The following is a 21,450-nucleotide window of genomic DNA, read 5'->3' on the forward strand; positions in this document are numbered from 1 at the left end:
TTGTTATCATTGTATCACAATTGTAACAAAAACACACGGGTATATTTCAACACCTAAACAAAATTCGACACAAAACGTCAAGTTTATTTATGATAAGGGAATAGAATATACTTTTCCATAAGTATAAATGTCGAATGATTTGTAGTAATATTACAAAAGTATGACAGGAAATAAAAAAACGAAGGCAATGTAGTTACCTTCGTTTTTTATTATTTTGCCCACTCACTCACTTGCTCTACGCTCATACGAGGTGCAGGGTGGCCTTTTAAAGTTGATTCACCAATTGTGATAAGCATAATTGGAACGTAACGAGATGAAACGTTAAATTCGTCTGTCAGTGCTTGTGGATTGAAGCCACCAATAGCACAAGTATCCCAACCAGTTGCTTTAGCTGCAAGCATAAGTTGCATTGCTGCTAAAGATGCATTTGAAAAGGCAGCATCTCTTGGGAATTGTTCACGAGCATATGCAGATTCAATATTTTTAGCTAAGCGTTCTTTTGCTTCTTCTTTCATAAATCCTTGTTCTACAATTGGACCATATACTGGCTCAACATTTTTATAAGCTTCTAAATCACCTAAAATAGCGACTACTGCAGAAGCATCAAGAATTTGTTGTTGGTTATAAGCTATTGGGTGTAATCGTTTTTGTACATCTTCACCTTGAAAAACGAGGAATTTCCAGTGTTGCAAGTTCCAAGCGGAAGGTGCTTGTGCTGCGGCTTTTAAAATCTCATGTAATTCTGTAGATGAGATTTCTTTATTTGGGTTGAATGCACGTGTAGATGTGCGTTCATATAGAACGTTAAAAAAGTTGTCGTTTGTCATTGTATATCCTCCAAATTGTATATCGAATTATTTTCAAAAAAATAATATACACTACTTACATTTTGTAAGTTATCGAATTTAAGAATATAATATCTTTATTTTAATTGTCAAGTTTTAAAAATAAGCTAGGGCATTCATACAAACGATACAATTCCTACAATCATACACTAAAAAAGGAATTTATAGAGTGAAAAGCGAAGATAACATTCTCAATTAGCTTGTTAATATGTATCTCTCACAAATTAAAGTTTATTGGAGAACAGTCTTTTAAAAAAGTTTGTGAGGAATTCAGTAGAACAAGATATATGAAGTGAGTGAAGACTAGTGATGAACATACTACATTTTTTATTAGAGAATACGGTTTTCCAAAATGTGTTACAAGATCTGCAGTTAAATGTCCTTTATATAGAAAATGGATGTAAGCATCAACAAACGGTAGAAACTATCCATCCAAAATGTATGTTTATAGCAAATAGTTTTGAAGAGGGCGAACTATTATTTCAAAGAACGAAACCACACATTATCATTACGTATGTAACAGATTATTCTCAAATAAAATATATAAAGAATATGTATACTCCGCACAGTACATTCATTGTCATTTGGGATCAACAAATAACAAAAGAATTCACAGATGTACTTGCATTAGGAATACGTAATATTGTAATAGCTCCTGTAACTCCGCAAGCAGTGTTAGAGGAAGTGAATAAGAGTTTGTATCAACTTTCTTTAGTAAGGCAAGTCGGTTTGCAGCAGGAATTGCTTCAAACGATGTTTGATTTTCAAAATGATCTATTATTTATAGTAGAAGATGATGAGATTGTTGATTGTAATACAAATTTTTTAGCTTTTTTTGGATATGAAAATCTGTTTGCCTATCGTGAGCAACATTTAGTATTTGCTGAACATTTTATTAGAGAAAGTGGATACTATTCGACGACGCATGATATAACATGGTTAGACGATACTTTATCAAGTGGTAGAAGAATTAAGATGCTAAATTATGAAGGGGTAGTATCAACTTTTTTATTACGTGCGACACCATTGCCAGAAGATTTATCAAGATTTATTGTAAAGTGCACGGAAATTACAGAATTAGATGAAATCTATCAAGAGCAAGAAAGACTTGCTATGGTAGATTCATTGACAGAGATTTATAATCGTTTAAAGTTTCAACAAATACTAGAGGTAGAGTGGGAAAAGGTAATACGTAGTGATGAGAAAATAGCTATCATTTTATTTGATATAGATAATTTTAAAACGGTTAATGACACATATGGTCATGATTTTGGTGATTTGGCATTAATACAACTTGCAGAGCTTATGAAATCTAAAGTGGAGCAACAACATGTATTTGCAAGATGGGGAGGAGAAGAATTCATTATATTAGTGACAAATACAGTAGAAAAGGAAGCATTTCAAGTTGCGGAGTCATTACGATTCTTCATTGAAACAAAGCAATTCACTGGAATTTCGAAGCTAACAGCTAGCTTTGGAGTTGCGTTATATGAACAAGGAACTACAAGAGAAGAATTAATGCAACGAGCGGACATTGCATTATATGAAGCGAAAAAAAATGGGAAGAATCAAGTATGTGTGTATAGAAAAGAAAAAATGTAATTTTTCGCAACAAATTGTTGCGATTTTTTTTTATTGTTTGATAATAGAATAGGGGGACAATTTTTAGCGAAGGAATTATGGAGGATCAATATGATAAAAAAAGTAATGGTGATGGCTTCACTGTCTGCTATAGTTGGCGGCGGAGTATACTATTTTCTTGTTAGCCCCAATATAAAGGAAAACACTGTATTAACAACTAAAGTGAATCCTATTATTGAATCAGAAGTACAAGGGAATATAGAAGAAAAAGAAGAGCAACAAATTGATTATGCTAGCATATCTCAAAAATTAGATCAATATTTAGTCGGAAAGCAATTTAATGGAACAGTTTTGGTAACAGATAAAGAGCGTGTTATATTGAATAAAGGATATGGGTATGCTGATGTTCAAAATAAAATAGAAAATACGCCTCAAACAAAATATCGTATTGGTTCTATTACGAAAACAGTTGTTGCCACATCTATTTTACAGTTGCAAGAACAAGGTAAATTGAATATTCAAGATAATGTAAATAAATATATTCCTTCATTTCCGGAGAATAAAAATATTACGCTATATCATTTATTAACCCATACCTCTGGTTTACCTGAACATGCGAAAGGAAATGTGAATGCTGCTTCCCGTTTACAGTTAATTAATTGGATTGGACGTCAAAATTTAGAATTTCCTGCAGGAACAGGTTGGAGATATACAGATTATAATTATATGGTTCTTGCTTATATAATAGAACATATCTCGAAAAAACCTTTAGGAGATTACATAAAAGAAAACATATTTGTAAAAGCAGATATGCATGAATCCGGTATGGGAAATATGGTACCTGGAGATAAAAATTTTACAAAGGGTTATGTGAAAAAAAATCAAGAGCTTGTACCAGCGCAGAAGTTAGGCATGGATTGGCTATATGGTTGTGGTGAGATGTATACGACAGTTGGAGATATGAAGAAGTTAGACGAAGCAATTATAAGTGGAAAACTTCTTTCTGAACAAAGTATACAAGCAATGTTTTCGCCTTCAGCAGAACGGAAATATGCATTTAGTTTTTATATATATCCAGATTATTTTCATAATCATGGTGTATTATCTGGTTGGAACACTTTCAATAATTTTAATAAAGAAAAAGGAATTTTTGTTATGTTATTTTCAAATGTAAAAAATAGTATGGATGATGACTTTAATAAAGAGTTCCGAAAGATGGTAAATGATTTATTAGAACAAAGGGGATGAGAAAATGGAACATAAAACTTTATCAATAGGTTTCATTGGTATTGGCGTAATGGGAAAAAGTATGGTTTATCACTTAATGCAAGATGGTCATAAAGTATATGTATATAATAGAACGAAAGCAAAAACAGATTCTTTAGTGCAAGATGGTGCACAATGGTGTGATACGCCAAAAGAGTTAGTGAAGCAAGTTGATATTGTAATGACAATGGTTGGATATCCACATGATGTAGAAGAAGTGTATTTTGGTATAGAAGGAATTATAGAACATGCAAAAGAAGGTACGATAGCAATTGACTTTACGACATCTACACCTACTTTAGCAAAACATATTAATGAAGTTGCAAAAAGCAAAAATATATATACGTTAGATGCACCTGTCTCAGGAGGAGATGTTGGTGCGAAAGAAGCAAAACTCGCAATTATGGTAGGTGGAGAGAAAGAAATATATGATAGATGCTTACCTTTACTTGAAAAGTTAGGAACAAACATTCAATTACAAGGACCAGCTGGGAGTGGACAACATACAAAAATGTGCAATCAAATTGCGATTGCTTCCAATATGATTGGAGTATGTGAGGCTGTTGCTTACGCGAAGAAGGCTGGATTGAATCCAGATAAAGTGTTAGAGAGTATTTCAACAGGGGCAGCAGGTAGTTGGTCATTAAGTAATTTAGCTCCTCGAATGTTAAAAGGAGACTTTGAGCCAGGATTTTATGTAAAGCATTTTATGAAAGATATGAAAATTGCTTTAGAGGAAGCAGAAAAATTACAATTACCAGTCCCAGGCTTAAGTTTGGCGAAAGAATTGTATGAAGAGTTAATTAAGGATGGCGAAGAAAATAGTGGAACACAAGTATTATATAAAAAATATATAAGGGGGTAAACGAGGTGGACCTTCAAAAGTTTGATGAGATGATTGATACTGTACAGCGAGCTACTTGTATGCAAATTAATGAAAAACAAAAAGAAGCTTTTAAACAAAAATATGATTTTGAACCAGACTTTGAATATGGAAGAGATGAGAAGGGGCATTATGTAATTCGAACCTCTAAAAAGATGTTAGAAGAAATGGAGTTTTATTTGGCATTGAAATATGATCGTGATGGAGTGGATCTTTATATGCAAGCTGAGATTGACGGTATATTTCATGTATCTGTTAGCTATGGTGAAGATGCCCTACATCTACAAGAATTGTTTCAATTTCTAGAAGAAAATAAATAAAAGTCCTCATTTGAGGACTTTTATTTATTTAGTCATTATAAGTTAGAAGCGCGGCGACATCGTTCAACCGGGAATGGGATAATTTGTGCGATGTGATTAGGACCAAATTGTTTTGTACGAGCATGGCGTATTATATAAAAAGCACACAGAATTGAAACAGGAATAGCGCCGAATAAACCAAAAAATAAAGCGCTTACACAAGATGCGACAAATCCTAAAACACCAATTTCTAACTCTTCCATAATAGCTCCTAAAATAACAGGAAATGCTCCACATGTAACTCCAAGTATAAGTGCGATAAGTAAGCTCATGATTATCCCCCTCTGTTTGCGATATTATTTTCCTTCTTAGTTAATTGTAGTATATCACATTTAAAACAGAATTTTCAGAAAAATTTCAATAAATGTTCAATAAATGTTCAAAAAATACACTTGAAAAATCAAGGCGTTAAATTTGTGATGAAATGGTACTTTTGAGTAAATAAAAAATCAGGCTTATTTCAAAAGTGAAATAAGCCTGTTCCATAGGAGGATGTATATATGTAGAGTGAATAAAAGTTTGGAAAAGGGGATCCAAGTCCTTTTATTCAACTAACTACCTTAATAGATTGGAACCCAGCCTTCAGTTGTTACAAAAATACGAATAGCTACAACTTGACGATCATCTTGCAAGGTAAAATAATGTCTTGCATTTTCTGGAACAGATATTAGATCGCCTGGCTCAAGTTCAACATCAAAGAATTTCCCATCTTTGCCTTCAATAGCGAAAATGCCATGACCACTGACGATAAAGCGGACTTCGTCGTCTGTATGATGATGTTCTTTTTGGAAATTAATTAATAATTCGTCAAGGTTAGGTGTGCTATTTGAAAGTGAAATTACATCATGTGCTTTATAACCTCGACGTGCTGAAACATCAGCGATTTCTTTTGAAAAAACAGCTAATATTTCAGCTTTGTTTTCATCTGTTAAAGAATAATTTTCATTTAAATGAGTAGGAAGTTTAGAAATATTCCATTTCTCATATAAAACGCCTTCCTCTTGTAGAAATTTAGATACTTCCACTTCATTTTCAATACGAGTATTTACTTCATGAATATGAATTTGCGCCATTAGAAACGCCTCCTTGAATTGATAATAGTTTTATATGAAATTGGAATAAAAACTCATAAGCTTCTAATCTCTTCTTTGCATCAAAGCTATCTCGGCCCCATACGGTAATACCGTGGTTACGGATTAATACCGCTCCCGAATCACCTTGTATATGCTTTCGGAAGTTTTCTCCAAGCGTTGGGATATGGGCATGGTTTTCGATAATAGGAATGTGAATTGTTGCCCCTTCTTCCCAAATATCGAGAGCTTTAATAATTTCTTGATTTTGAAGGGTAACTGCATCACTATATAAATTTGTGATGACATTATTATCAGTTGTATGAACATGAAGTACGCATCCGGCATTCGTATTGTTATAAATATGTGTATGCAATATTGTTTCTGCTGAAGGGCGTAATTCAGTCTCTAAAACGGGAACTCCTACATGATCTACTAATAGAAAATCATCTGGAGTGGTTTTTGTTTTATCTTTACCGCTTGCTGTAATGAGAAAAGTAAGTGGCTCATGACTAACTTTTATAGAAATATTACCACTTGTTGCTGGGAACCAATTTCGAGTTGTTAATTCTTTTTTTATCTCGCTTAAGTCATACCATTGACGAAAAAGTTGTTTCATGATTTCACCTCCAACAAATGTTTTAATTCATTTTGAATATCATGGAATGTTTCAAACGGTGTATAAGCAATATAATTCTCTTCACACTTTGTAATAAGGAAGTCACGAGCAAATACTTTATCTGCTTGTTTCGCAGCTTGTAAATCAGTAATTGAATCTCCAATCACAATATGGAAGTCATTCGTATCACTCAATTTACGGATGAGTGATGATTTACATAATCCGCAATGATTTTGACAATGATGATCACAAGGATGAGGCCAATTCACCGTAATGTATTCATTTGAAAAATCTGTTTCATTACAGTAAATTTGCTCTTTTGGAATGAGTCCTTGTAAGAGTGGATAGACGAAGAAATCCATTCCACCTGATATAACGTAAAAAGAAATGTTATTTTCATTTACAAATTGTATAAATTCATGAAAACCATTACGAATTTCAGCAGTTTCTATTAAAAATTGAATAATTTCATCGTGCAGATGAGTAGGTATTAATTGAAATAATTGAGAAACACCCTCTTGAATAGATAGCTCTTGTGATAAAATTCTATTTTTTACTTCTTCTGCTTCTGGTGGAGCGAATTTTTCCATAATGGACATAATGTTATCATTATTTGTAATCGTACCATCGAAATCACAAAACAATTGAATACTCATAACTTCACCTCATGAGAGGGGTTTCCCCATATTTGTAGTGCGCTATGTAAATTAATTTCATCTACTTCATGGAGTAATTTACCTTGCAAAGTAGCTGTAATTGCAGTACGGAAAGCTTTACCACCGCCTTGCGCTCCATTTGGATGTCCATGTATCCCGCCGCCAGCATTAATAACAACATCTTTACTGAAATCTCGTACAATAAAGGGAACGAAACCAGGGTGAATACCAGCAGATGGAACAGAAAAGCTCTTCTTGAAAAATGCATCGTCTTCAGTTAAATATTTTGAGATAGCAAGAGCTTCCTCTTTTTCTAGCGCAACACTTCCGTATGGAGATGGGAATAATGAAAAGTCAGCCCCAGCATAGCGTAGTAGCTTTCCGAGTAATAATGGAGATGAAATTCCATATAACTTAGATGCTGAATAAGCACCACTTACAGCAGGGTGTGCCATAATAGGAACTGGGATTTCATCATCTTCTGCAAGTGATTGCAGTACATCTAGTCCGTAAGCAAATACGTTAAATAATAGAATATCAGCTCCAACTTGCACTGCACGTTTCGCATTTTCTTTTAAATCAAAAGTTCGTCCTGTTAAATTTACGGCATATAACGTTTTATGTCCGTATGTTTCATATACGGATTGTAAAACTTCTTTTCCAGATACAATGCGTTTCGTAAGTGGTGTTAATGCATTTTCAAATAATATTTCATCATCTTTTACTATATCTACACCACCACTTGCTTGATCACGTAATTGCGTTTTTAAATACCCAATATTTCGTCCAATCATTCCTTTAAAAATACTCATTAAAAGGGGACGATCATGCACTTGTAAAAGGTTTCGAATCCCATCTATCCCGAATTTTGGACCAGGAAAATGTTCTTTCAATTCTTCTGAAAAAGTTAAGTCAATTAATTTTACTTCGCCATCAAGGGATAGCTTTCCAAATGTAGTCGTTAAAATTGCTGGTAAATCTGGACTGAAGTTTAATAACGGATATTCGATTTTAATAATTCCGCGTTTTACTTTTTTACGTAAATACGAATTCGTATGTTCATGTTCAGCTAATTCCTCAATATGAATGACGTTGCCTTTATGTTGCTTTAATTGTTCTTGCAATAATTGTGGCAAATGAGTCCAAGAGCCAATTGTTAAACCAAGTGCAATTTGCTCAGCCTTTTTTTCTAAGTTATGTGAATCATCATGGATTAAATACGTCGCTATAATTCCGCTCATTGTTATAACCTCCTAGTTAAATAAAAAAACCTCTCAGCTAAGGAGAGGTTTTTTTACAACCAGCTCCTTATCTGTCAGCATAATGCTGCGAGAATTAGCACCGTGTCTACGATTGTAGATCGGTTGCCGGGTTTCGTCGGGCTCGTCCCTCCACCTGCTCTTGATAAGAAGTATTTAGAAATGTTTAAATTTTTAAGATAACTGAATTTTGTCAGATATTTTTCATGTTGTCAATTACTTTTTGAAAAAATTTAATTTATCAATTCGATTAATGGCTTCTCGTAATCTATCTTCTGTATGCAAGAGACCAACACGGACATACCCTTCGCCATGTTCACCAAATCCAACACCAGGAGCAACTGCAACGTGTGCTTTTTCTAGTAAAATATCAGAAAATTGCTCGGATGTATAACCTTCTGGTACAGGAAGCCATGCAAAGAATGATCCGGTTGGAATGTCTACATTCCAACCAATTGAGTGACAAGCTGAAATAAGAGCGTTTCTCCGAGATTCGTAACTATTTACAAGATCTACTACACAAGACTGTGAACTTAATAGTGCTTCGCGAGCAGCATCTTGAATTGCACCAAAAATACTAACATACATATGATCTTGCAATAGGTTAATGGTTTCGATGACACTTTCATTTCCAACTGCAAAAGCAATACGCCAGCCAGCCATGTTGAAAGTTTTTGATAACGTGTAAATTTCAATTCCTATATCTTTCGCACCATCTGCTTGCAAGAAACTAACAGGTTTTTGACCATCAAATCCGATAGCACCGTAAGCGAAATCGTGAACAACTAATATATTATGTTTATTAGCAAAATGAATGGTTGTATCAAAAAAATCTTTTGATGCAGTAGCACCTGTAGGATTATTTGGATAGTTTAAAAACATTAATTTTGCACGCTCGGCAATAGAGTTATTAATTTTTGTATAATCTGGTAAAAAGTTATTTTCTGCAATAAGCGGCATTGTTTCAAATTGTGCTTTGGCTAAAGCAACTCCTGATAAATAATCTGGATAGCCTGGATCTGGAACGAGAATCGTATCACCAGGGTTTGTAAAACAAACTGGTAATTCTACTAATCCAGCCTTCCCACCAAACAAAATAGCAACTTCAGTTTTTGGGTTTAATTCGACGCCGTATTCACGTTTATAGAATGTAGTCACGGCTTCCTTTAAACTTTCATGTCCGCGAAATGGCGGATATTTATGATGAATGGTCTTTTCGGCAGCGTCTTGTAAAGCTTTTACGATATGCTGCGGTGTTGGTTGATCTGGATTACCTTGACCTAGATTAATAACATCATGACCAGCTGCAACGACTTTGTTAACTTTTGCAACAAGTGAAGCGAAAAATTGTGTTGGCAATGATGTTACTATCTCAGAAGGTTGAAATAATTTCATACTTTCCACCTCTTTTGAAAGTTGTTACAATTCTAGTGACAAATAATATAATCTTTCCAGTATTTTGTAAAGAAAAAAATAAGAATGGGGCTGAAAAAATGAAAGTCGCATGTATTCAAATGGATATTGTTTTTGGAGATGTAGAAAAAAATATTGAGAATGCTAAAAATAAAATAAGCGAAGCTATGAAGGAAAGGCCAGATGTTATCGTCTTACCAGAACTATGGACAACAGGATATGATTTAACGAGACTTTCTGAAATTGCAGATAGGGATGGAGTGGAAACGAAAGAAAAGTTAATAGAATGGGCGAAGCAATATGATGTACATATTGTTGGTGGTTCTATAGCAAAGCAAACAGAGCAAGGCGTTACAAATACGATGTATGTTGTAAATAATGAAGGACAGCTAGTCAACGAATATAGTAAAGTACATTTATTTCAGCTTATGGATGAACATAAATATTTAATAGCGGGTAATGGTACGGGCGAATTTAAGCTGGATGATGTTGAATGCGCTGGAACAATTTGTTATGATATTCGTTTTCCAGAGTGGATGCGTGTCCATACTGCTAAAGGGGCAAAAGTATTATTTGTTGTAGCTGAATGGCCATTAGTTCGTTTAGCACATTGGCGTTTGCTATTGCAAGCAAGAGCAGTTGAAAATCAGTGTTATGTTGTTGCATGTAATAGAGCAGGAAAGGATCCAAATAATGTATTTGCGGGTCATTCTTTAATTGTGGACCCTTGGGGTGAAGTTGTAGTAGAGGCGAATGAAGAGGAATCAATTTTATTTGGAGAGCTTGAATTCGAGAAAATTAAAGAAGTACGTAAAGGAATTCCAGTTTTTGCGGATCGCCGTCCAGAATTATACAAATAAAATGTTGACAAGTGATTTTTATTCTTGGTATAGTCTTCAACATAAAGTTAAAAATTCAAAAAATTATACAACTCTTATCAAGAGCAGGTGGAGGGATTTGGCCCGATGAAGCCCAGCAACCGACCGTAATACCATTGTGAAATGGGGCGTTTATTACGCCAAAAGGCACGGTGCTAATTCCAGCAGAAAGTAAAACTTTCTGGCAGATAAGAGGGGAGAAGATAAACTTCAAACCTCTTTCTTAGTGGAAAGAGGTTTTTCTATGTTAGAAAAACCTCTGAATTTAAAAAGGGGGAGAAGACGATGGGATATTATTCATTAACAGAAATAACAGCTGTACAATATGCGAAAGATCATGGCTATTTTGAAGCAAAGGCAAATGTCGTTTGTCATGAAATTGGAGACGGAAACTTAAATTATGTGTTCAAATTAGATGATGGAGAGAAATCAATTATAATAAAACAAGCACTGCCTTATGCGAAAGTAGTTGGTGAAAGCTGGCCATTGTCTATAAAAAGAGCAACGATTGAAAGCAAGGCATTACAAATTTTTGCGCAGTATGTACCGGATTATGTTCCAGTAGTGTACAGTCATGATGAAGAGTTAGCGATAACGGTAATAGAAGACTTATCAAGACTAACAATTACAAGAAAAGGATTAATAGACGGAGAAGAATATCCGCTTTTATCCCAGCATATCGGCCGTTTTCTAGCACATGTTTTATTTTACACTTCAGATTTTGGTTTACAGTCAGAAGAGAAGAGGGTACTAGAAGGTACCTTTGTAAATCCGGACCTTTGTAAAATTACAGAGGAATTAGTGTTTACAGATCCGTTTGGACATTATGATACAAATGATTATGAGCCAGATTTACAGCTAGTGGTTGATGAACTTTGGAGTGATAAAACTTTAAAACTAAAAGTAGCACAATATAAATATAAGTTCTTAACAAGAAAAGAAACTCTTATTCATGGTGATTTACATACTGGTAGTATTTTTTCTTCACCTTCTGAAACGAAAGTGATTGATCCAGAATTTGCGACATATGGCCCATTTGGATTTGACATAGGTCAATTTATTGCAAATCTATTACTAAATGCTTTATCTAGAGAAGAAGAAAAAAGAAGTGTACTATTTTTCCATATAGAAAAGACGTGGAGTTATTTTGTAGAAAATTTTACAAAATTATGGATTGGAGAAGGTGTAGAAGCATATACGAAAGAAAAACAATGGTTACCAATTATTTTGCAAAATATCTTTACTGATGCAGTTGGATTTGCCGGATGTGAACTGATTCGTAGAACAATTGGTTTAGCTCATGTAGCAGATTTAGATGAAATAGAAAATAAAGAAACAAGAATTCAAGCTAAGAAACAAGCGCTATCCTTAGGTAAAGAACTAATAAAATATGAATCTAAAAGTGCTGATATTCAACTGTTTCGAACATTATTTCAACAGACAGTTTCAGGGGGCGTAAAAGCGTGAGTACAATTGTTACTGTTCCGAGATCTGTAAGCTGGAAAGGTGATGCAATTGCGGTATTAAATCAAACGAAATTGCCGCATAGCACAGAATACAAAACATTGACGACTATTGAAGAGGTTTGGAAAAGTATCGTAATGTTAGAAGTACGAGGAGCGCCTGCAATTGGAATTGTAGCTGCATTTGGCTTGGCGCTTGCATCAAAAAAATATAACACTGTACATATTGAAGAATTTCAAAAGAAGTTTAATAGAGATTGTAATTATTTAGGAACGTCACGCCCGACAGCAGTAAATTTATTTTGGGCAATTGATCGTATGAGAGAATCTATTCGAGAGATTACTACAATAAAAGAAGCACAAAAAACATTAGAAGAAGAAGCGCTTCGCATTCAGCAGGAAGATGAAGAGGTGTGCCGAAATATTGGGGAATATGCGTTAACATGTTTTAAAGATGGCGATAATATTTTAACAATCTGTAACGCTGGAAGTATCGCAACTGCCAGATATGGAACTGCATTAGCTCCCTTTTATATTGGAAAAGAGAAAGGTGTGCGTTTACATGCATATGCGTGTGAAACGAGACCAGTTTTACAAGGTGGTCGCTTAACGACCTGGGAATTAAAGCAAGCAAATATTGATGTGACCCTTATTACAGATAATACTGCAGCTCATGCTATTCAAACGAAAGAAATAAATGCAATTATTGTAGGGGCGGATCGAATTGTCGCAAATGGAGATACGGCAAATAAAATAGGGACAATGAATTTAGCTATTTTAGCAAAGCACTTTGTTATCCCATTTTATGTTGCTGCGCCACTGTCAACATTTGATGTTACGAAAGAAACTGGAGCCGAAATAATTATTGAAGAAAGAGATGAAACAGAAGTTACGAAAATCTTTGGAAAACAAGTAGCACCAATTGGAACGAATGTTTATAACCCTGCATTTGACGTAACACCGAACGAATTAATTACAGGAATTATTACTGAGAAAGGTATTATAAGCGGGGATTATAAACGAGAAATTGCATCATTATTTGAAAAACAGGCTAATACATAATAGCTTGTTTTTTTATGCCTAAATGCATTGTTTTCTCTTACTTATATAATGAAAGGAGGAGAAGAGGATGGAAGAGTGGATCAAGATGATAGGTAATGTAGGGTTTCCAATTGTTGTAACATTATATTTACTCCACCGTATTGAAAGTAAATTAGAGGGGGTAATTGTTGCAATTGAGAAGCTCCCGCGGCAATTACTAAAGTACGAAGATCCTCGCAATAAAAAATAAAGTTTGCTCTTCTTGAGCAAACTTTATTTTTTATTGCGCAGTATAGCCACCATCGATAACGACAGCTTGACCAGTAATACCTTTAGCTTTTTCACTCGCTAAAAACATAGCATAATCAGCGATTTCTTGTACTTGTAATAAGCGCTTTTGTGGGACGAGTGGATAAATAACATCTTCTAAAACATTTTCAAGTGGTACATTTCGTGTAGTAGCTAAGTCTTGTAGTTGATTACGTACAAGAGGGGTATCGACATAACCAGGGCAAAGGGCATTAACAGTAATACCATGCGTAGCACCTTCTAAAGCGGCAACTTTTGTTAATCCAATTACGCCATGTTTTGCACTATTGTAGGCAGCTTTTCCAGCAAACCCGACAAGGCCGTTAATAGAAGCGACATTAATAATACGACCATATTTTTGTTGTTTCATAATCGGAAAGGCATGCTTAATTGCGATAAACGGAGCAATTTGCATAATTTGAATTAGTAGCTCAAACTTTTCCGTTGGAAAGTCTTCAATGGGTGAAACGTGTTGCATTCCTGCGTTGTTAATTAATATATCTAATGAACCGAAATGACTAACTGTTTGAGAAATTGATGCTGTAATTTCCTCTTCAGATGTAACGTCACATTTTAAACCGATAGCTTGAAAACCTTCACTTTGTAATTGCTCAGCAGCTTCTTTCGCACGTTGTTCAAGACGATCAGTAATCACAACTTTTGCACCTTCTTTTGCAAAAGCACTTCCCATTTCATATCCAATACCACTCGCAGCACCTGTTAAAAAGACAACTCGATTTGTAACCATGATGAAAAACATCCCTTCATAATAAAGTTTTCATAGTGCTCTATTTAGAGAGTTTATAATGAAAATCCTGCAAACATTTGGAAAAAATATCGTTAGCTATCTTGTTTTGCAAAATAGTCTTTGCTATACTATTTTGTAAAGCAAGATACTTACGCTTATCTATCTTGTAAAACAAGATAGTAGGAGGATTTGAATTATGTCGACAAGTCAAATGCTGAAAGGGATCTTAGAAGGATGCTTACTTGCTATTATTTCTGAAGGCGAAATATACGGTTATGAAATGAGTGAGAAGCTAGCAAAGTATGGTTTTACAATGGCGAGTGAGGGAAGTATTTATCCGTTATTAATACGAATGCAAAAAGAAGGACTAATAACAAGCGTAATGAAGGAATCTCCATCTGGTCCAAAGAGAAAATATTACACATTAACAGAAAAAGGCGAGGAAGCACTTGATGAATTTATGGATCGCTGGGAAGCGATGCAAAGTAGTGTAGAACGTCTACTTGAAGGGAAGGGAAGGAGAAAATAATGTTATCAAGTGAAGCACGAAAGTTTTTGTTAGATATGAGATTATTTTTGACGGCAAAGAGTGTGAAAGAAAGTGATATTGAAAACTTTTTAGAAGACGCAGAACTTCATTTAATAGAAGGTGAGAGTGAGGGGAAGAGTGTAGAAGATATTTTCGGAAGCTCACCGAAAGAATATGCAAATGAACTTGTAAAAGTGATGGAAAGAGATAGACAGGAAACGTGGAAGCAAATTGGTTTTACAGTAATGAATATCGTATCTTTTTGGATTATTGCTTCTATCTTAATAGTGAATAATGGAATGTTACAGATTTCACTTATTCAGTGTATCGGTTACAGTTTTTCATTGATTTTAGTTGTTATGGGTCCTAATTTTCTACTTCGCAAAATGACCTTCGTCACAAGCTTTACAAAAACATGGTTTTCTATGTGGTCTTTAGTTATGATTGCTCCATTGTTTTTATTAGGAGCTGTTACGATATTAGATGTGATATATCCTACAAAAATGCTCACATTCACCGAAGTCCAAAGTTATATATTAGCTGGTGGGATTTTTATCATAACAGTAGCTATAAATATATATTTTGAAGGATGGTTTAAAAACTTATATTTAATCATTCCGCTTTCTATTATGTTAATGTTTAAAACATTTACATCTGAAGATCTTATGCCAATGTTATTTCAAATTATATGTTTATACGGAAGTTTGTTTATTTTAATTTTCCTTGAAATTATGATGAAGACGAATAGAAGAGAAATGGTTAAATAAGGGAGTGATAAAAGTGCTATCGAATGAAGGGCAAAAGTTTTTAGATGATACTCAAGGGTATTTACGAACGAAGGGCATTAGAGAAGCTGATATTATTTCCTTTATAGAAGATGCGGAAGTTCATTTAATAGAAGGAGAAAAGAGAGGGAAGAGTGTAAATGATATATTCGGTCATGCTCCAAAAGAGTATGCAAATCAACTTGCCAAAGAGATGGAAGTTGATAAAAAAGGGAATTATAAATTATTGCTTTACTTTATTATAAATTTATTAGCATTCACGATGATGAAGAGTGTATTTTTTAGTGAAGCCGACCATCGTTTGTCTTATTCTTTAATTGAATTAATCGGATATCCGATTATGATTTTTGTAGGAATTAGTGTATTAATATGGGGCATGAGAACAGCCTCATTTAAGCGTAAAAGAACTGAATTTTTAATTATGTATATAACAGGTGCGATATGGTTTTTATCAATTTTCAGTATTGCATTATTAAATAATTTTTATGGTACAACATTTATTAAATTTACTGCGACAGAAAGCTTCATTCTTGTTGGAATAGTAGTTCTATTTGCAGCTATTGTAAATATTAAATTTGGTGGTTGGTTTACTTTGGCGTATTTACTAGTTCCAATTGCATTGGAATATGTATTCGTAATGATAGATTTATCAAGTATTATTGGAATGTATGTACAACAAATAATTCTTTTCATTGTTATTTATATGCTTTTGAAAATTCATATAAAATTAGAAAAAGGAAAGTATACGAATAAAAAGAGAGACAGTATTATTTATAGGTAAATTAAGTAGTAGTTTTCTAAGGTTAACCTAACAATAACTCTTTTATAAAAAGGATATATGTTGACTATTTTATTAATATATTAGATTATACATCAGGATATATTCTGTTTTTCGGTTTAATAGGAAAGCGGCTGCTCTGGATATACAAAAAATTATTTCCAAAGAAATATTATATAGGGATTTTTAGAGGGATTACATTTACATTTAGTTGTCTATTTTTATTTCTAGCAGCCGGGATTTGGTTTGTTGATTGGAACAAGTTGTTTTAAACAGTAACATGAGGGTTACTGTTTTTTTCTTTGTAGTAAAGAGCTTTGTAAAGAGAGCGCTTTTTGTTCTGTTGTTAATAAGGAATGAATATGAACGTTTTCTGGACGAGGGACTATCGGATACATAAGATTTGTTGGAGAAGGGTGGTGCTCCGAGCCGGTTGGAGAATGAGGATCTGCATGAGTAAGTTTTCCATGAATACGTCTTGTAAATAAAATATGACCGATTTCGTGAGCGAGCGTATATATATTTTTCATAGGGGCAGCCGAATTTGTTAAAACGATATAGCCAGTAAGTTGCTGTTGTTTTGCTAAAGAATAAGCGCAGGCAATTACTGCTGTTTCTTTGAAATAATCACTGCCAATATAACAAATATAAAGGTCGCATTCAGGAGCTTCATTTACACATGTTTGGAAAAAGGATGCCAACTTTTCTTGACTTTGAATGGAATTTTTATAACTGATTTCACGGTCAAAAAAACGGAAAAGTTCATTTAATACAATTACTTCTTGAATTTGAAATGTAATGGGGTGCCAAATTGATTCTGCAACAGCTAAATCTTTTGCGATGCGGTCATCAGAAATATCGGCGCCGGGAGTAATGCAAATACATATATTGACGTATGGATCCATAAGGAACACCTCAAATGAAAAAAAGTTCTTCCTATAATATATGTGGGAAAAAGATGTCATGTATGGATAAACGCCTTCTTTATTGAATATATAGATGACAAGTCGAAAAAATTTCATAGTTCTATAACATGGTATGGTCGTCTTTTTGATATAGTAAAGGAAAGGGGGAGAATATATGTATACATTAAAAATCGTTTCAGACAGAGAAGCACTTTATCAATTTGCGAGTTATGTAAGAGTTGTACAAGGGGTTGAAGATGTATATGTAGAGGTGGGAGAACCTTTATATGAACATCCTTTAATGAAGTTTTATGTACATATTAAGCTGAAAGAAACATATGAGCAGCATAAAGCGTTACAGGAAATAGCAAGGTTAGTAGAATTGGGCCGTTTTACATATGTCCATTATCGTAATGATGAAATTGAGGAAGCTTTTGAAGCTGTAAAATATGAAAGTTTTAAGAAATAAAGGTGAAAAAATGGAGGCGAAAGCTTCCTTTTTTTCTTTAAAATTACATGAACAAAAAGAGAGAAATTTTGTTATGATAAGGGAGGTTAGGGAAAGGGGAATTTACATATGGGGTATATTGAAGAGTTACGAAAAGTCGTTGGTACAAGACCGCTTATTCTCGTAGGATCAGCAATCATTATATTAAATGATAATCAAGAAGTATTGCTTCAATATCGTTCAGATACATATGATTGGGGTGTACCTGGCGGGGCGATGGAACTGGGTGAAACGACAGAAGAAACGGCACGTAGAGAGTTATTTGAGGAAACGGGGTTAACTGCAAAAATAATGCAATTTCTTGGTGTTCTATCAGGAAAAGAAGTATATTTCCGTTATCCGAATGGCGATGAAATTTTCAATGTCATTCATCTGTATCAGGCACATCATGTGAGCGGGGAATTAAAGCTCGATCATGAAGGGTTGAAACTTCAATATTTTCCAGTAGATAAGTTGCCAAAATTGAATGAAACGACAGAGAAAATTTTGCAAAAGTTTTTATATGCACTGACAGAATAGAAGGTTAATTCCTTCTATTTTTATTATATTAAATATTTTGATTTTTTAGTATGTTTATAGTATGATAGTTGTAGATATACATCTTATGGAATTTCACCTAAAAACTGACTAGGGTACATAAGAGAGGGGCAAGTACAAAATGCATAATGTTGTTATTACAGCTGCAGTTCGTTCGCCAATTGGAACTTTTGGAGGAGCGCTAAAAAATGTAACGCCAGTAGAATTAGCTGTTCCTGTACTTCAGGAAGCTGTAAAACGAGGCGGGGTAGAACCACATGAAGTTGATGAAGTAATTTTAGGTCATTGTATTCAAAGAACTGATGAAGCAAATACGGCGAGAACAGCTGCATTAGCGGCAGGATTTCCTGACACAGTTACGGGATATACAATCCAACGTCAATGTTCTTCAGGTATGCAAGCAATTATGTCAGCTGCAATGCAAATCCAATTAGGTGTAAGTGATGTTGTTGTTGCAGGTGGAGTAGAAGCGATGAGTTCGAGCCCTTATGCATTGAAACAGCACCGCTGGGGACAACGTCTACAGCACGGAGAAATTCGTGACACGGTGTGGGAAGTGTTAGAAGATCCGATTCACCATATTATGATGGGTGAAACCGCGGAAAATTTAGTTGAACAATATGAAATTACAAGAGAGGAACAAGATGAAGTTGCTCTTCGCAGTCATACATTGGCACTGAAGGCAATCGAGTCTGGATACTTTGACGATCAAATTGTTCCTATTACAATAAAAGAGCGTAGAAAAGAAGTTGTATTTTCGAAGGATGAACATCCACGTGCAGATATTACAGCTGAAAAATTAGCTGGATTGAAGCCGGCATTCCGTAAAGATGGATCAGTGACTGCGGGAAATGCATCTGGCCTTAATGACGGGAGTGCAGTTCTAGTATTAATGAGCGAAGAAAAAGCGAAAGAAAAAGGTTTACAACCGTTAGCTAGAATTGTTGGATATTCAGTAGCTGGAGTAGATCCAAAAATTATGGGTATTGGACCAGCACCAGCAATTCGTAAAGGTTTAGAAAAAGTAGATTGGTCATTGGAAGATGCAGATTTACTTGAAATTAATGAAGCTTTCGCGGCTCAATATTTAGCTGTAGAGAAAGAGTTAGGCTTAGACCGTGAAAAAGTGAACGTAAACGGTAGTGGCGTAGGACTTGGGCATCCAATTGGTTGTACAGGGGCTCGTATTACGGTAAGTTTAATTCACGAATTAAAAAGACGTGGGTTAGAAAAAGGAATTGCCTCTTTATGCGTCGGTGGCGGTATCGGGGTTGCCTTATTTATAGAAGCACTATAAAAAAGAAGCAGCTATTGCTGCTTCTTTTTTTATGACTCAAATAGATGATGAAATAATCGATCACGATTTTCAAAGAAAAGTTTCGTCGTTTGATAATGCTCGGTTTCTTCTAATGTGGATTCGTGAATCCCCTCTTGTGTTAAAGAGTATATAGTAGATTCAGGGTAAGCCATTAAAATAGGAGAATGCGTCGCAATAACAAATTGTGAACCTTGTTCCGCTAGTTCATGCATTCGAATGAGCATGGAAAGTTGTCTCATAGGTGATAGAGCGGCCTCAGGCTCATCTAAAATGTATAAACCTTGTCCTGAAAAACGGTTCATAAATAAGGAAAAGAATGATTCACCATGTGATTGCTCGTGAAGTGAAACGCCGCCATAAGATTTTATAGCATCTATTTCATCAATATAAGAAGCAACGTTATAAAAAGATTCAGCGCGAAGAAAGAAACCGTCGTTTGGTGTATTGAAACTTTTTGAAATTCGAAGGTATTCATGTAAAGATGAATGTGAATCGTTTGTGCTAAAGCGGAAATTTTTCGTTCCACCTTCTGCATTAAAACCTAACGCAATTGCAATTCCTTCAAGTAATGTTGATTTACCCGTTCCGTTTTCTCCAATAATGAATGTTACATTTGGATGGAAAGCTAGTGATTGTAATGTTCGGATAGCGGGTAAGCAGTAAGGATATGCGGAAAAACTAGGGATATTTTCTTTTTTTAATGTGACATTTTGTAAAAAGGGTACGTCAATCAATATATAAACCTCAATTCATAACGGATTTTGAATCTAAAAAGGCAGCAAATACAAGTGTTAATGACACCTGAATCCCTTCCTTATTTTCTGAATATTTTATGTGGATTATATCATTTAAACTATCATATTCCAATGTGAAAATAAATATTGCATGAAGATCTATTCTCTCGTTATGATAGATGGTATTCTATTGAAAATGTGAGAAGGAGTTAAAACATGCCGTTTACATTTGCACATCCAGCAGCGGTTCTTCCTTTGGCTAAAAAGCATTCTAAACATATTTCCGTAACGGCTCTTATATTAGGTAGTATGGCGCCTGACTTTGAATATTTTTTACACTTTAGACCGTATGGTGTTATTGGGCATACGTGGCTTGGGTTCTTATATTTAAATTTACCACTTGTCTTCTTGTTAGCATGTATATATCATTACGTTTTAAAAAAGCCTTTTATAACACATTTACCTAAACCATTTGCTGGCTACTATACATATGCAATAGACAAGAGATGGGGGCTTCATACATGGGAGGATCTTTTTGTATTTTGTTATTCAGCATTATTCGGTATGTTAACGCATGTTGTTTGGGATGCATTCACTCATAAGACAGGCTATTTTGTTATGAAAATACCATTATTGCAAAGAGAATGGTACGGTATCCCTGTTTATAAATATATGCAACATGGAAGTACATGTATTGGTTTTCTATTATTAGTATACGTTTTATGGAAGTATAGAAATGGAATGGGTAAAGATCTTATTTTAGCTTCGGAAAAAAGAAAGTATTGGATTTCAGTAATTGTTGTGGCAACTATTATATTTATCGTGCATGCGTTTCTAGATCCCTATTTTCATATTTTCCAAATTGGAGGTATAATAGTATCTGGACTGACAAGTTCATTTTGTGGACTTTTCATTGTTTCTATAGTTTACAAGGCAAGGGACTAATTTTATATTCATGAATGATAG

General features: G+C 34.4%; 26 protein-coding genes and 2 riboswitches. Of the genes, 16 read left to right on the forward strand and 10 right to left on the reverse strand.

All coding sequences use genetic code 11. The features are described 5' to 3' along the window. Positions 1-209: 209 nt before the first annotated feature. Complete coding sequence (locus CQ064_RS15025; RefSeq protein ID WP_000180387.1) at positions 210-827, reverse strand: nitroreductase family protein; 618 nt, start codon at positions 825-827, stop codon at positions 210-212. Between the two features lie 327 nt (positions 828-1,154). Here CQ064_RS15025 and CQ064_RS15030 point away from each other — a divergent pair, with 327 nt between their 5' ends. From CQ064_RS15030 to CQ064_RS15045, 4 genes are all read left to right on the forward strand, one after another. Further along, the gene (locus CQ064_RS15030) at positions 1,155-2,447 is read left to right on the forward strand and encodes a GGDEF domain-containing protein (protein ID WP_001023193.1); all 1,293 of its coding nucleotides are present in this window, start codon (positions 1,155-1,157) and stop codon (positions 2,445-2,447) included. Between the two features lie 90 nt (positions 2,448-2,537). Then, a complete protein-coding gene (locus tag CQ064_RS15035; protein ID WP_000592896.1) occupies positions 2,538-3,674 on the forward strand; it encodes a serine hydrolase in 1,137 nt (378 codons plus the stop codon). Between the two features lie 4 nt (positions 3,675-3,678). Then, entirely contained in the window at positions 3,679-4,557 is an 879-nt protein-coding gene (locus CQ064_RS15040; protein WP_000400434.1) for an NAD(P)-dependent oxidoreductase, read from the forward strand. A 5-nt stretch (positions 4,558-4,562) separates the two neighbouring features. Next, the gene (locus CQ064_RS15045; protein ID WP_000365617.1) at positions 4,563-4,895 is read left to right on the forward strand and encodes a DUF3909 family protein; all 333 of its coding nucleotides are present in this window, start codon (positions 4,563-4,565) and stop codon (positions 4,893-4,895) included. A 35-nt stretch (positions 4,896-4,930) separates the two neighbouring features. Here the strand turns inward: CQ064_RS15045 and CQ064_RS15050 are convergent, their stop codons facing one another. The 6 genes from CQ064_RS15050 to CQ064_RS15075 all read right to left on the reverse strand — a co-directional run bounded on the left by CQ064_RS15050 (position 4,931) and on the right by CQ064_RS15075 (position 9,933). Further along, positions 4,931-5,206 carry a hypothetical protein gene (locus CQ064_RS15050; protein ID WP_000054658.1) on the reverse strand — a complete coding sequence of 92 codons (276 nt, stop codon included), beginning with the start codon at positions 5,204-5,206 and terminating at the stop codon, positions 4,931-4,933. 288 nt (positions 5,207-5,494) lie between these two features. After that, positions 5,495-6,007 carry a 1,2-dihydroxy-3-keto-5-methylthiopentene dioxygenase gene (locus tag CQ064_RS15055; protein ID WP_000057209.1) on the reverse strand — a complete coding sequence of 171 codons (513 nt, stop codon included), beginning with the start codon at positions 6,005-6,007 and terminating at the stop codon, positions 5,495-5,497. Beyond that, entirely contained in the window at positions 5,985-6,623 is a 639-nt protein-coding gene (locus CQ064_RS15060; RefSeq protein WP_000811341.1) for a methylthioribulose 1-phosphate dehydratase, read from the reverse strand. Before CQ064_RS15060 ends, CQ064_RS15055 begins: the two co-directional genes overlap by 23 nt. Continuing rightward, positions 6,620-7,279, reverse strand: coding sequence for a 2-hydroxy-3-keto-5-methylthiopentenyl-1-phosphate phosphatase (gene mtnX, locus CQ064_RS15065; RefSeq protein ID WP_000027178.1), 660 nt, complete (start codon positions 7,277-7,279; stop codon positions 6,620-6,622). The genes CQ064_RS15060 and mtnX overlap by 4 nt, the downstream gene beginning before the upstream one ends. Beyond that, positions 7,276-8,520, reverse strand: coding sequence for a 2,3-diketo-5-methylthiopentyl-1-phosphate enolase (gene mtnW, locus CQ064_RS15070; RefSeq protein WP_000014204.1), 1,245 nt, complete (start codon positions 8,518-8,520; stop codon positions 7,276-7,278). Before mtnW ends, mtnX begins: the two co-directional genes overlap by 4 nt. Positions 8,521-8,584: 64 nt before the next feature. Further along, a riboswitch (SAM riboswitch) is annotated at positions 8,585-8,690 on the reverse strand. Between the two features lie 64 nt (positions 8,691-8,754). Beyond that, positions 8,755-9,933: a pyridoxal phosphate-dependent aminotransferase gene (locus CQ064_RS15075; RefSeq protein WP_000765537.1), complete on the reverse strand. Its 1,179-nt coding sequence runs from the start codon at positions 9,931-9,933 to the stop codon at positions 8,755-8,757. A 14-nt stretch (positions 9,934-9,947) separates the two neighbouring features. Between CQ064_RS15075 and CQ064_RS15080 the strand changes: the two genes are divergently transcribed. The 4 genes from CQ064_RS15080 (at position 9,948) to CQ064_RS15095 (ending at position 13,583) form a co-directional block, all read left to right on the forward strand. Next, positions 9,948-10,811, forward strand: coding sequence for a carbon-nitrogen family hydrolase (locus tag CQ064_RS15080; RefSeq protein ID WP_015055186.1), 864 nt, complete (start codon positions 9,948-9,950; stop codon positions 10,809-10,811). A gap of 71 nt (positions 10,812-10,882) precedes the next feature. After that, positions 10,883-11,024: riboswitch (SAM riboswitch) on the forward strand. Between the two features lie 90 nt (positions 11,025-11,114). Further along, positions 11,115-12,296, forward strand: a complete 1,182-nt coding sequence (gene mtnK / locus CQ064_RS15085; protein WP_000542679.1) for an S-methyl-5-thioribose kinase — start codon at positions 11,115-11,117, stop codon at positions 12,294-12,296. Continuing rightward, on the forward strand, positions 12,293-13,354 hold the full coding sequence (gene mtnA / locus CQ064_RS15090) for an S-methyl-5-thioribose-1-phosphate isomerase (RefSeq protein WP_000104614.1): 1,062 nt from the start codon (positions 12,293-12,295) through the stop codon (positions 13,352-13,354). The genes mtnK and mtnA overlap by 4 nt, the downstream gene beginning before the upstream one ends. 67 nt (positions 13,355-13,421) lie before the next feature. Continuing rightward, positions 13,422-13,583: a YvrJ family protein gene (locus tag CQ064_RS15095; protein WP_000393338.1), complete on the forward strand. Its 162-nt coding sequence runs from the start codon at positions 13,422-13,424 to the stop codon at positions 13,581-13,583. Positions 13,584-13,613: 30 nt separating this feature from the next. Here the strand turns inward: CQ064_RS15095 and CQ064_RS15100 are convergent, their stop codons facing one another. After that, entirely contained in the window at positions 13,614-14,390 is a 777-nt protein-coding gene (locus CQ064_RS15100) for a 3-hydroxybutyrate dehydrogenase (protein ID WP_000258451.1), read from the reverse strand. A gap of 196 nt (positions 14,391-14,586) precedes the next feature. On the opposite strand from CQ064_RS15100, the gene CQ064_RS15105 reads away from it, so the two are divergent. From CQ064_RS15105 to CQ064_RS34085, 4 genes are read left to right on the forward strand one after another with little or no spacing between them, the layout of a single operon-like run. Beyond that, positions 14,587-14,919 (forward strand): PadR family transcriptional regulator, encoded by a 333-nt coding sequence (locus tag CQ064_RS15105; RefSeq protein WP_000107977.1) that lies wholly within the window; start codon positions 14,587-14,589, stop codon positions 14,917-14,919. Beyond that, on the forward strand, positions 14,919-15,686 hold the full coding sequence (locus tag CQ064_RS15110) for a DUF1129 domain-containing protein (protein ID WP_000952893.1): 768 nt from the start codon (positions 14,919-14,921) through the stop codon (positions 15,684-15,686). Before CQ064_RS15105 ends, CQ064_RS15110 begins: the two co-directional genes overlap by 1 nt. Before the next feature lie 13 nt (positions 15,687-15,699). Continuing rightward, entirely contained in the window at positions 15,700-16,485 is a 786-nt protein-coding gene (locus CQ064_RS15115; RefSeq protein WP_000950457.1) for a DUF1129 domain-containing protein, read from the forward strand. Between the two features lie 44 nt (positions 16,486-16,529). Then, positions 16,530-16,754: a DNA-binding protein gene (locus tag CQ064_RS34085; RefSeq protein WP_370541918.1), complete on the forward strand. Its 225-nt coding sequence runs from the start codon at positions 16,530-16,532 to the stop codon at positions 16,752-16,754. A gap of 15 nt (positions 16,755-16,769) precedes the next feature. Here the strand turns inward: CQ064_RS34085 and CQ064_RS15125 are convergent, their stop codons facing one another. Then, positions 16,770-17,387, reverse strand: a complete 618-nt coding sequence (locus CQ064_RS15125) for an ImmA/IrrE family metallo-endopeptidase (RefSeq protein WP_000371606.1) — start codon at positions 17,385-17,387, stop codon at positions 16,770-16,772. 175 nt (positions 17,388-17,562) lie between these two features. Between CQ064_RS15125 and CQ064_RS15130 the strand changes: the two genes are divergently transcribed. The 3 genes from CQ064_RS15130 (at position 17,563) to CQ064_RS15140 (ending at position 19,729) form a co-directional block, all read left to right on the forward strand. Then, positions 17,563-17,856, forward strand: a complete 294-nt coding sequence (locus CQ064_RS15130) for a DUF3928 family protein (protein WP_000288330.1) — start codon at positions 17,563-17,565, stop codon at positions 17,854-17,856. A gap of 108 nt (positions 17,857-17,964) precedes the next feature. After that, positions 17,965-18,414 (forward strand): NUDIX hydrolase, encoded by a 450-nt coding sequence (locus CQ064_RS15135; RefSeq protein ID WP_000540529.1) that lies wholly within the window; start codon positions 17,965-17,967, stop codon positions 18,412-18,414. Positions 18,415-18,553: 139 nt separating this feature from the next. Beyond that, positions 18,554-19,729 (forward strand): acetyl-CoA C-acetyltransferase, encoded by a 1,176-nt coding sequence (locus tag CQ064_RS15140; protein ID WP_000552078.1) that lies wholly within the window; start codon positions 18,554-18,556, stop codon positions 19,727-19,729. Between the two features lie 29 nt (positions 19,730-19,758). Here CQ064_RS15140 and CQ064_RS15145 read toward each other — a convergent pair whose 3' ends face one another. After that, a complete protein-coding gene (locus CQ064_RS15145; protein ID WP_000568001.1) occupies positions 19,759-20,484 on the reverse strand; it encodes an AAA family ATPase in 726 nt (241 codons plus the stop codon). Between the two features lie 216 nt (positions 20,485-20,700). Here CQ064_RS15145 and CQ064_RS15150 point away from each other — a divergent pair, with 216 nt between their 5' ends. Then, complete coding sequence (locus CQ064_RS15150) at positions 20,701-21,429, forward strand: DUF4184 family protein (protein WP_001116896.1); 729 nt, start codon at positions 20,701-20,703, stop codon at positions 21,427-21,429. Positions 21,430-21,450: the final 21 nt, after the last annotated feature.

It is taken from the genome of Bacillus sp. MYb78, from assembly GCF_002975115.1.
In the GTDB taxonomy this organism is placed as follows: Bacteria; Bacillota; Bacilli; order Bacillales; family Bacillaceae_G; genus Bacillus_A; species Bacillus_A cereus.

What these genes read in the sequence shown, in the direction of transcription:
- CQ064_RS15025 (WP_000180387.1), bottom strand. Translation starts at nt 827, where the DNA reads ATGACAAACGACAACTTTTTTAACGTTCTATATGAACGCACATCTACA.
- CQ064_RS15040 (WP_000400434.1), top strand. Translation starts at nt 3,679, where the DNA reads ATGGAACATAAAACTTTATCAATAGGTTTCATTGGTATTGGCGTAATG.
- CQ064_RS15125 (WP_000371606.1), bottom strand. Translation starts at nt 17,387, where the DNA reads ATGGATCCATACGTCAATATATGTATTTGCATTACTCCCGGCGCCGAT.
- CQ064_RS15110 (WP_000952893.1), top strand. Translation starts at nt 14,919, where the DNA reads ATGTTATCAAGTGAAGCACGAAAGTTTTTGTTAGATATGAGATTATTT.
- CQ064_RS15105 (WP_000107977.1), top strand. Translation starts at nt 14,587, where the DNA reads ATGTCGACAAGTCAAATGCTGAAAGGGATCTTAGAAGGATGCTTACTT.
- CQ064_RS15055 (WP_000057209.1), bottom strand. Translation starts at nt 6,007, where the DNA reads ATGGCGCAAATTCATATTCATGAAGTAAATACTCGTATTGAAAATGAA.
- CQ064_RS15100 (WP_000258451.1), bottom strand. Translation starts at nt 14,390, where the DNA reads ATGGTTACAAATCGAGTTGTCTTTTTAACAGGTGCTGCGAGTGGTATT.
- CQ064_RS15030 (WP_001023193.1), top strand. Translation starts at nt 1,155, where the DNA reads ATGAACATACTACATTTTTTATTAGAGAATACGGTTTTCCAAAATGTG.
- CQ064_RS15095 (WP_000393338.1), top strand. Translation starts at nt 13,422, where the DNA reads ATGGAAGAGTGGATCAAGATGATAGGTAATGTAGGGTTTCCAATTGTT.
- mtnX (WP_000027178.1), bottom strand. Translation starts at nt 7,279, where the DNA reads ATGAGTATTCAATTGTTTTGTGATTTCGATGGTACGATTACAAATAAT.
- CQ064_RS15060 (WP_000811341.1), bottom strand. Translation starts at nt 6,623, where the DNA reads ATGAAACAACTTTTTCGTCAATGGTATGACTTAAGCGAGATAAAAAAA.
- CQ064_RS15135 (WP_000540529.1), top strand. Translation starts at nt 17,965, where the DNA reads ATGGGGTATATTGAAGAGTTACGAAAAGTCGTTGGTACAAGACCGCTT.
- CQ064_RS15050 (WP_000054658.1), bottom strand. Translation starts at nt 5,206, where the DNA reads ATGAGCTTACTTATCGCACTTATACTTGGAGTTACATGTGGAGCATTT.
- CQ064_RS15035 (WP_000592896.1), top strand. Translation starts at nt 2,538, where the DNA reads ATGATAAAAAAAGTAATGGTGATGGCTTCACTGTCTGCTATAGTTGGC.
- CQ064_RS15150 (WP_001116896.1), top strand. Translation starts at nt 20,701, where the DNA reads ATGCCGTTTACATTTGCACATCCAGCAGCGGTTCTTCCTTTGGCTAAA.
- CQ064_RS15130 (WP_000288330.1), top strand. Translation starts at nt 17,563, where the DNA reads ATGTATACATTAAAAATCGTTTCAGACAGAGAAGCACTTTATCAATTT.
- mtnK (WP_000542679.1), top strand. Translation starts at nt 11,115, where the DNA reads ATGGGATATTATTCATTAACAGAAATAACAGCTGTACAATATGCGAAA.
- CQ064_RS15075 (WP_000765537.1), bottom strand. Translation starts at nt 9,933, where the DNA reads ATGAAATTATTTCAACCTTCTGAGATAGTAACATCATTGCCAACACAA.
- mtnW (WP_000014204.1), bottom strand. Translation starts at nt 8,520, where the DNA reads ATGAGCGGAATTATAGCGACGTATTTAATCCATGATGATTCACATAAC.
- CQ064_RS15140 (WP_000552078.1), top strand. Translation starts at nt 18,554, where the DNA reads ATGCATAATGTTGTTATTACAGCTGCAGTTCGTTCGCCAATTGGAACT.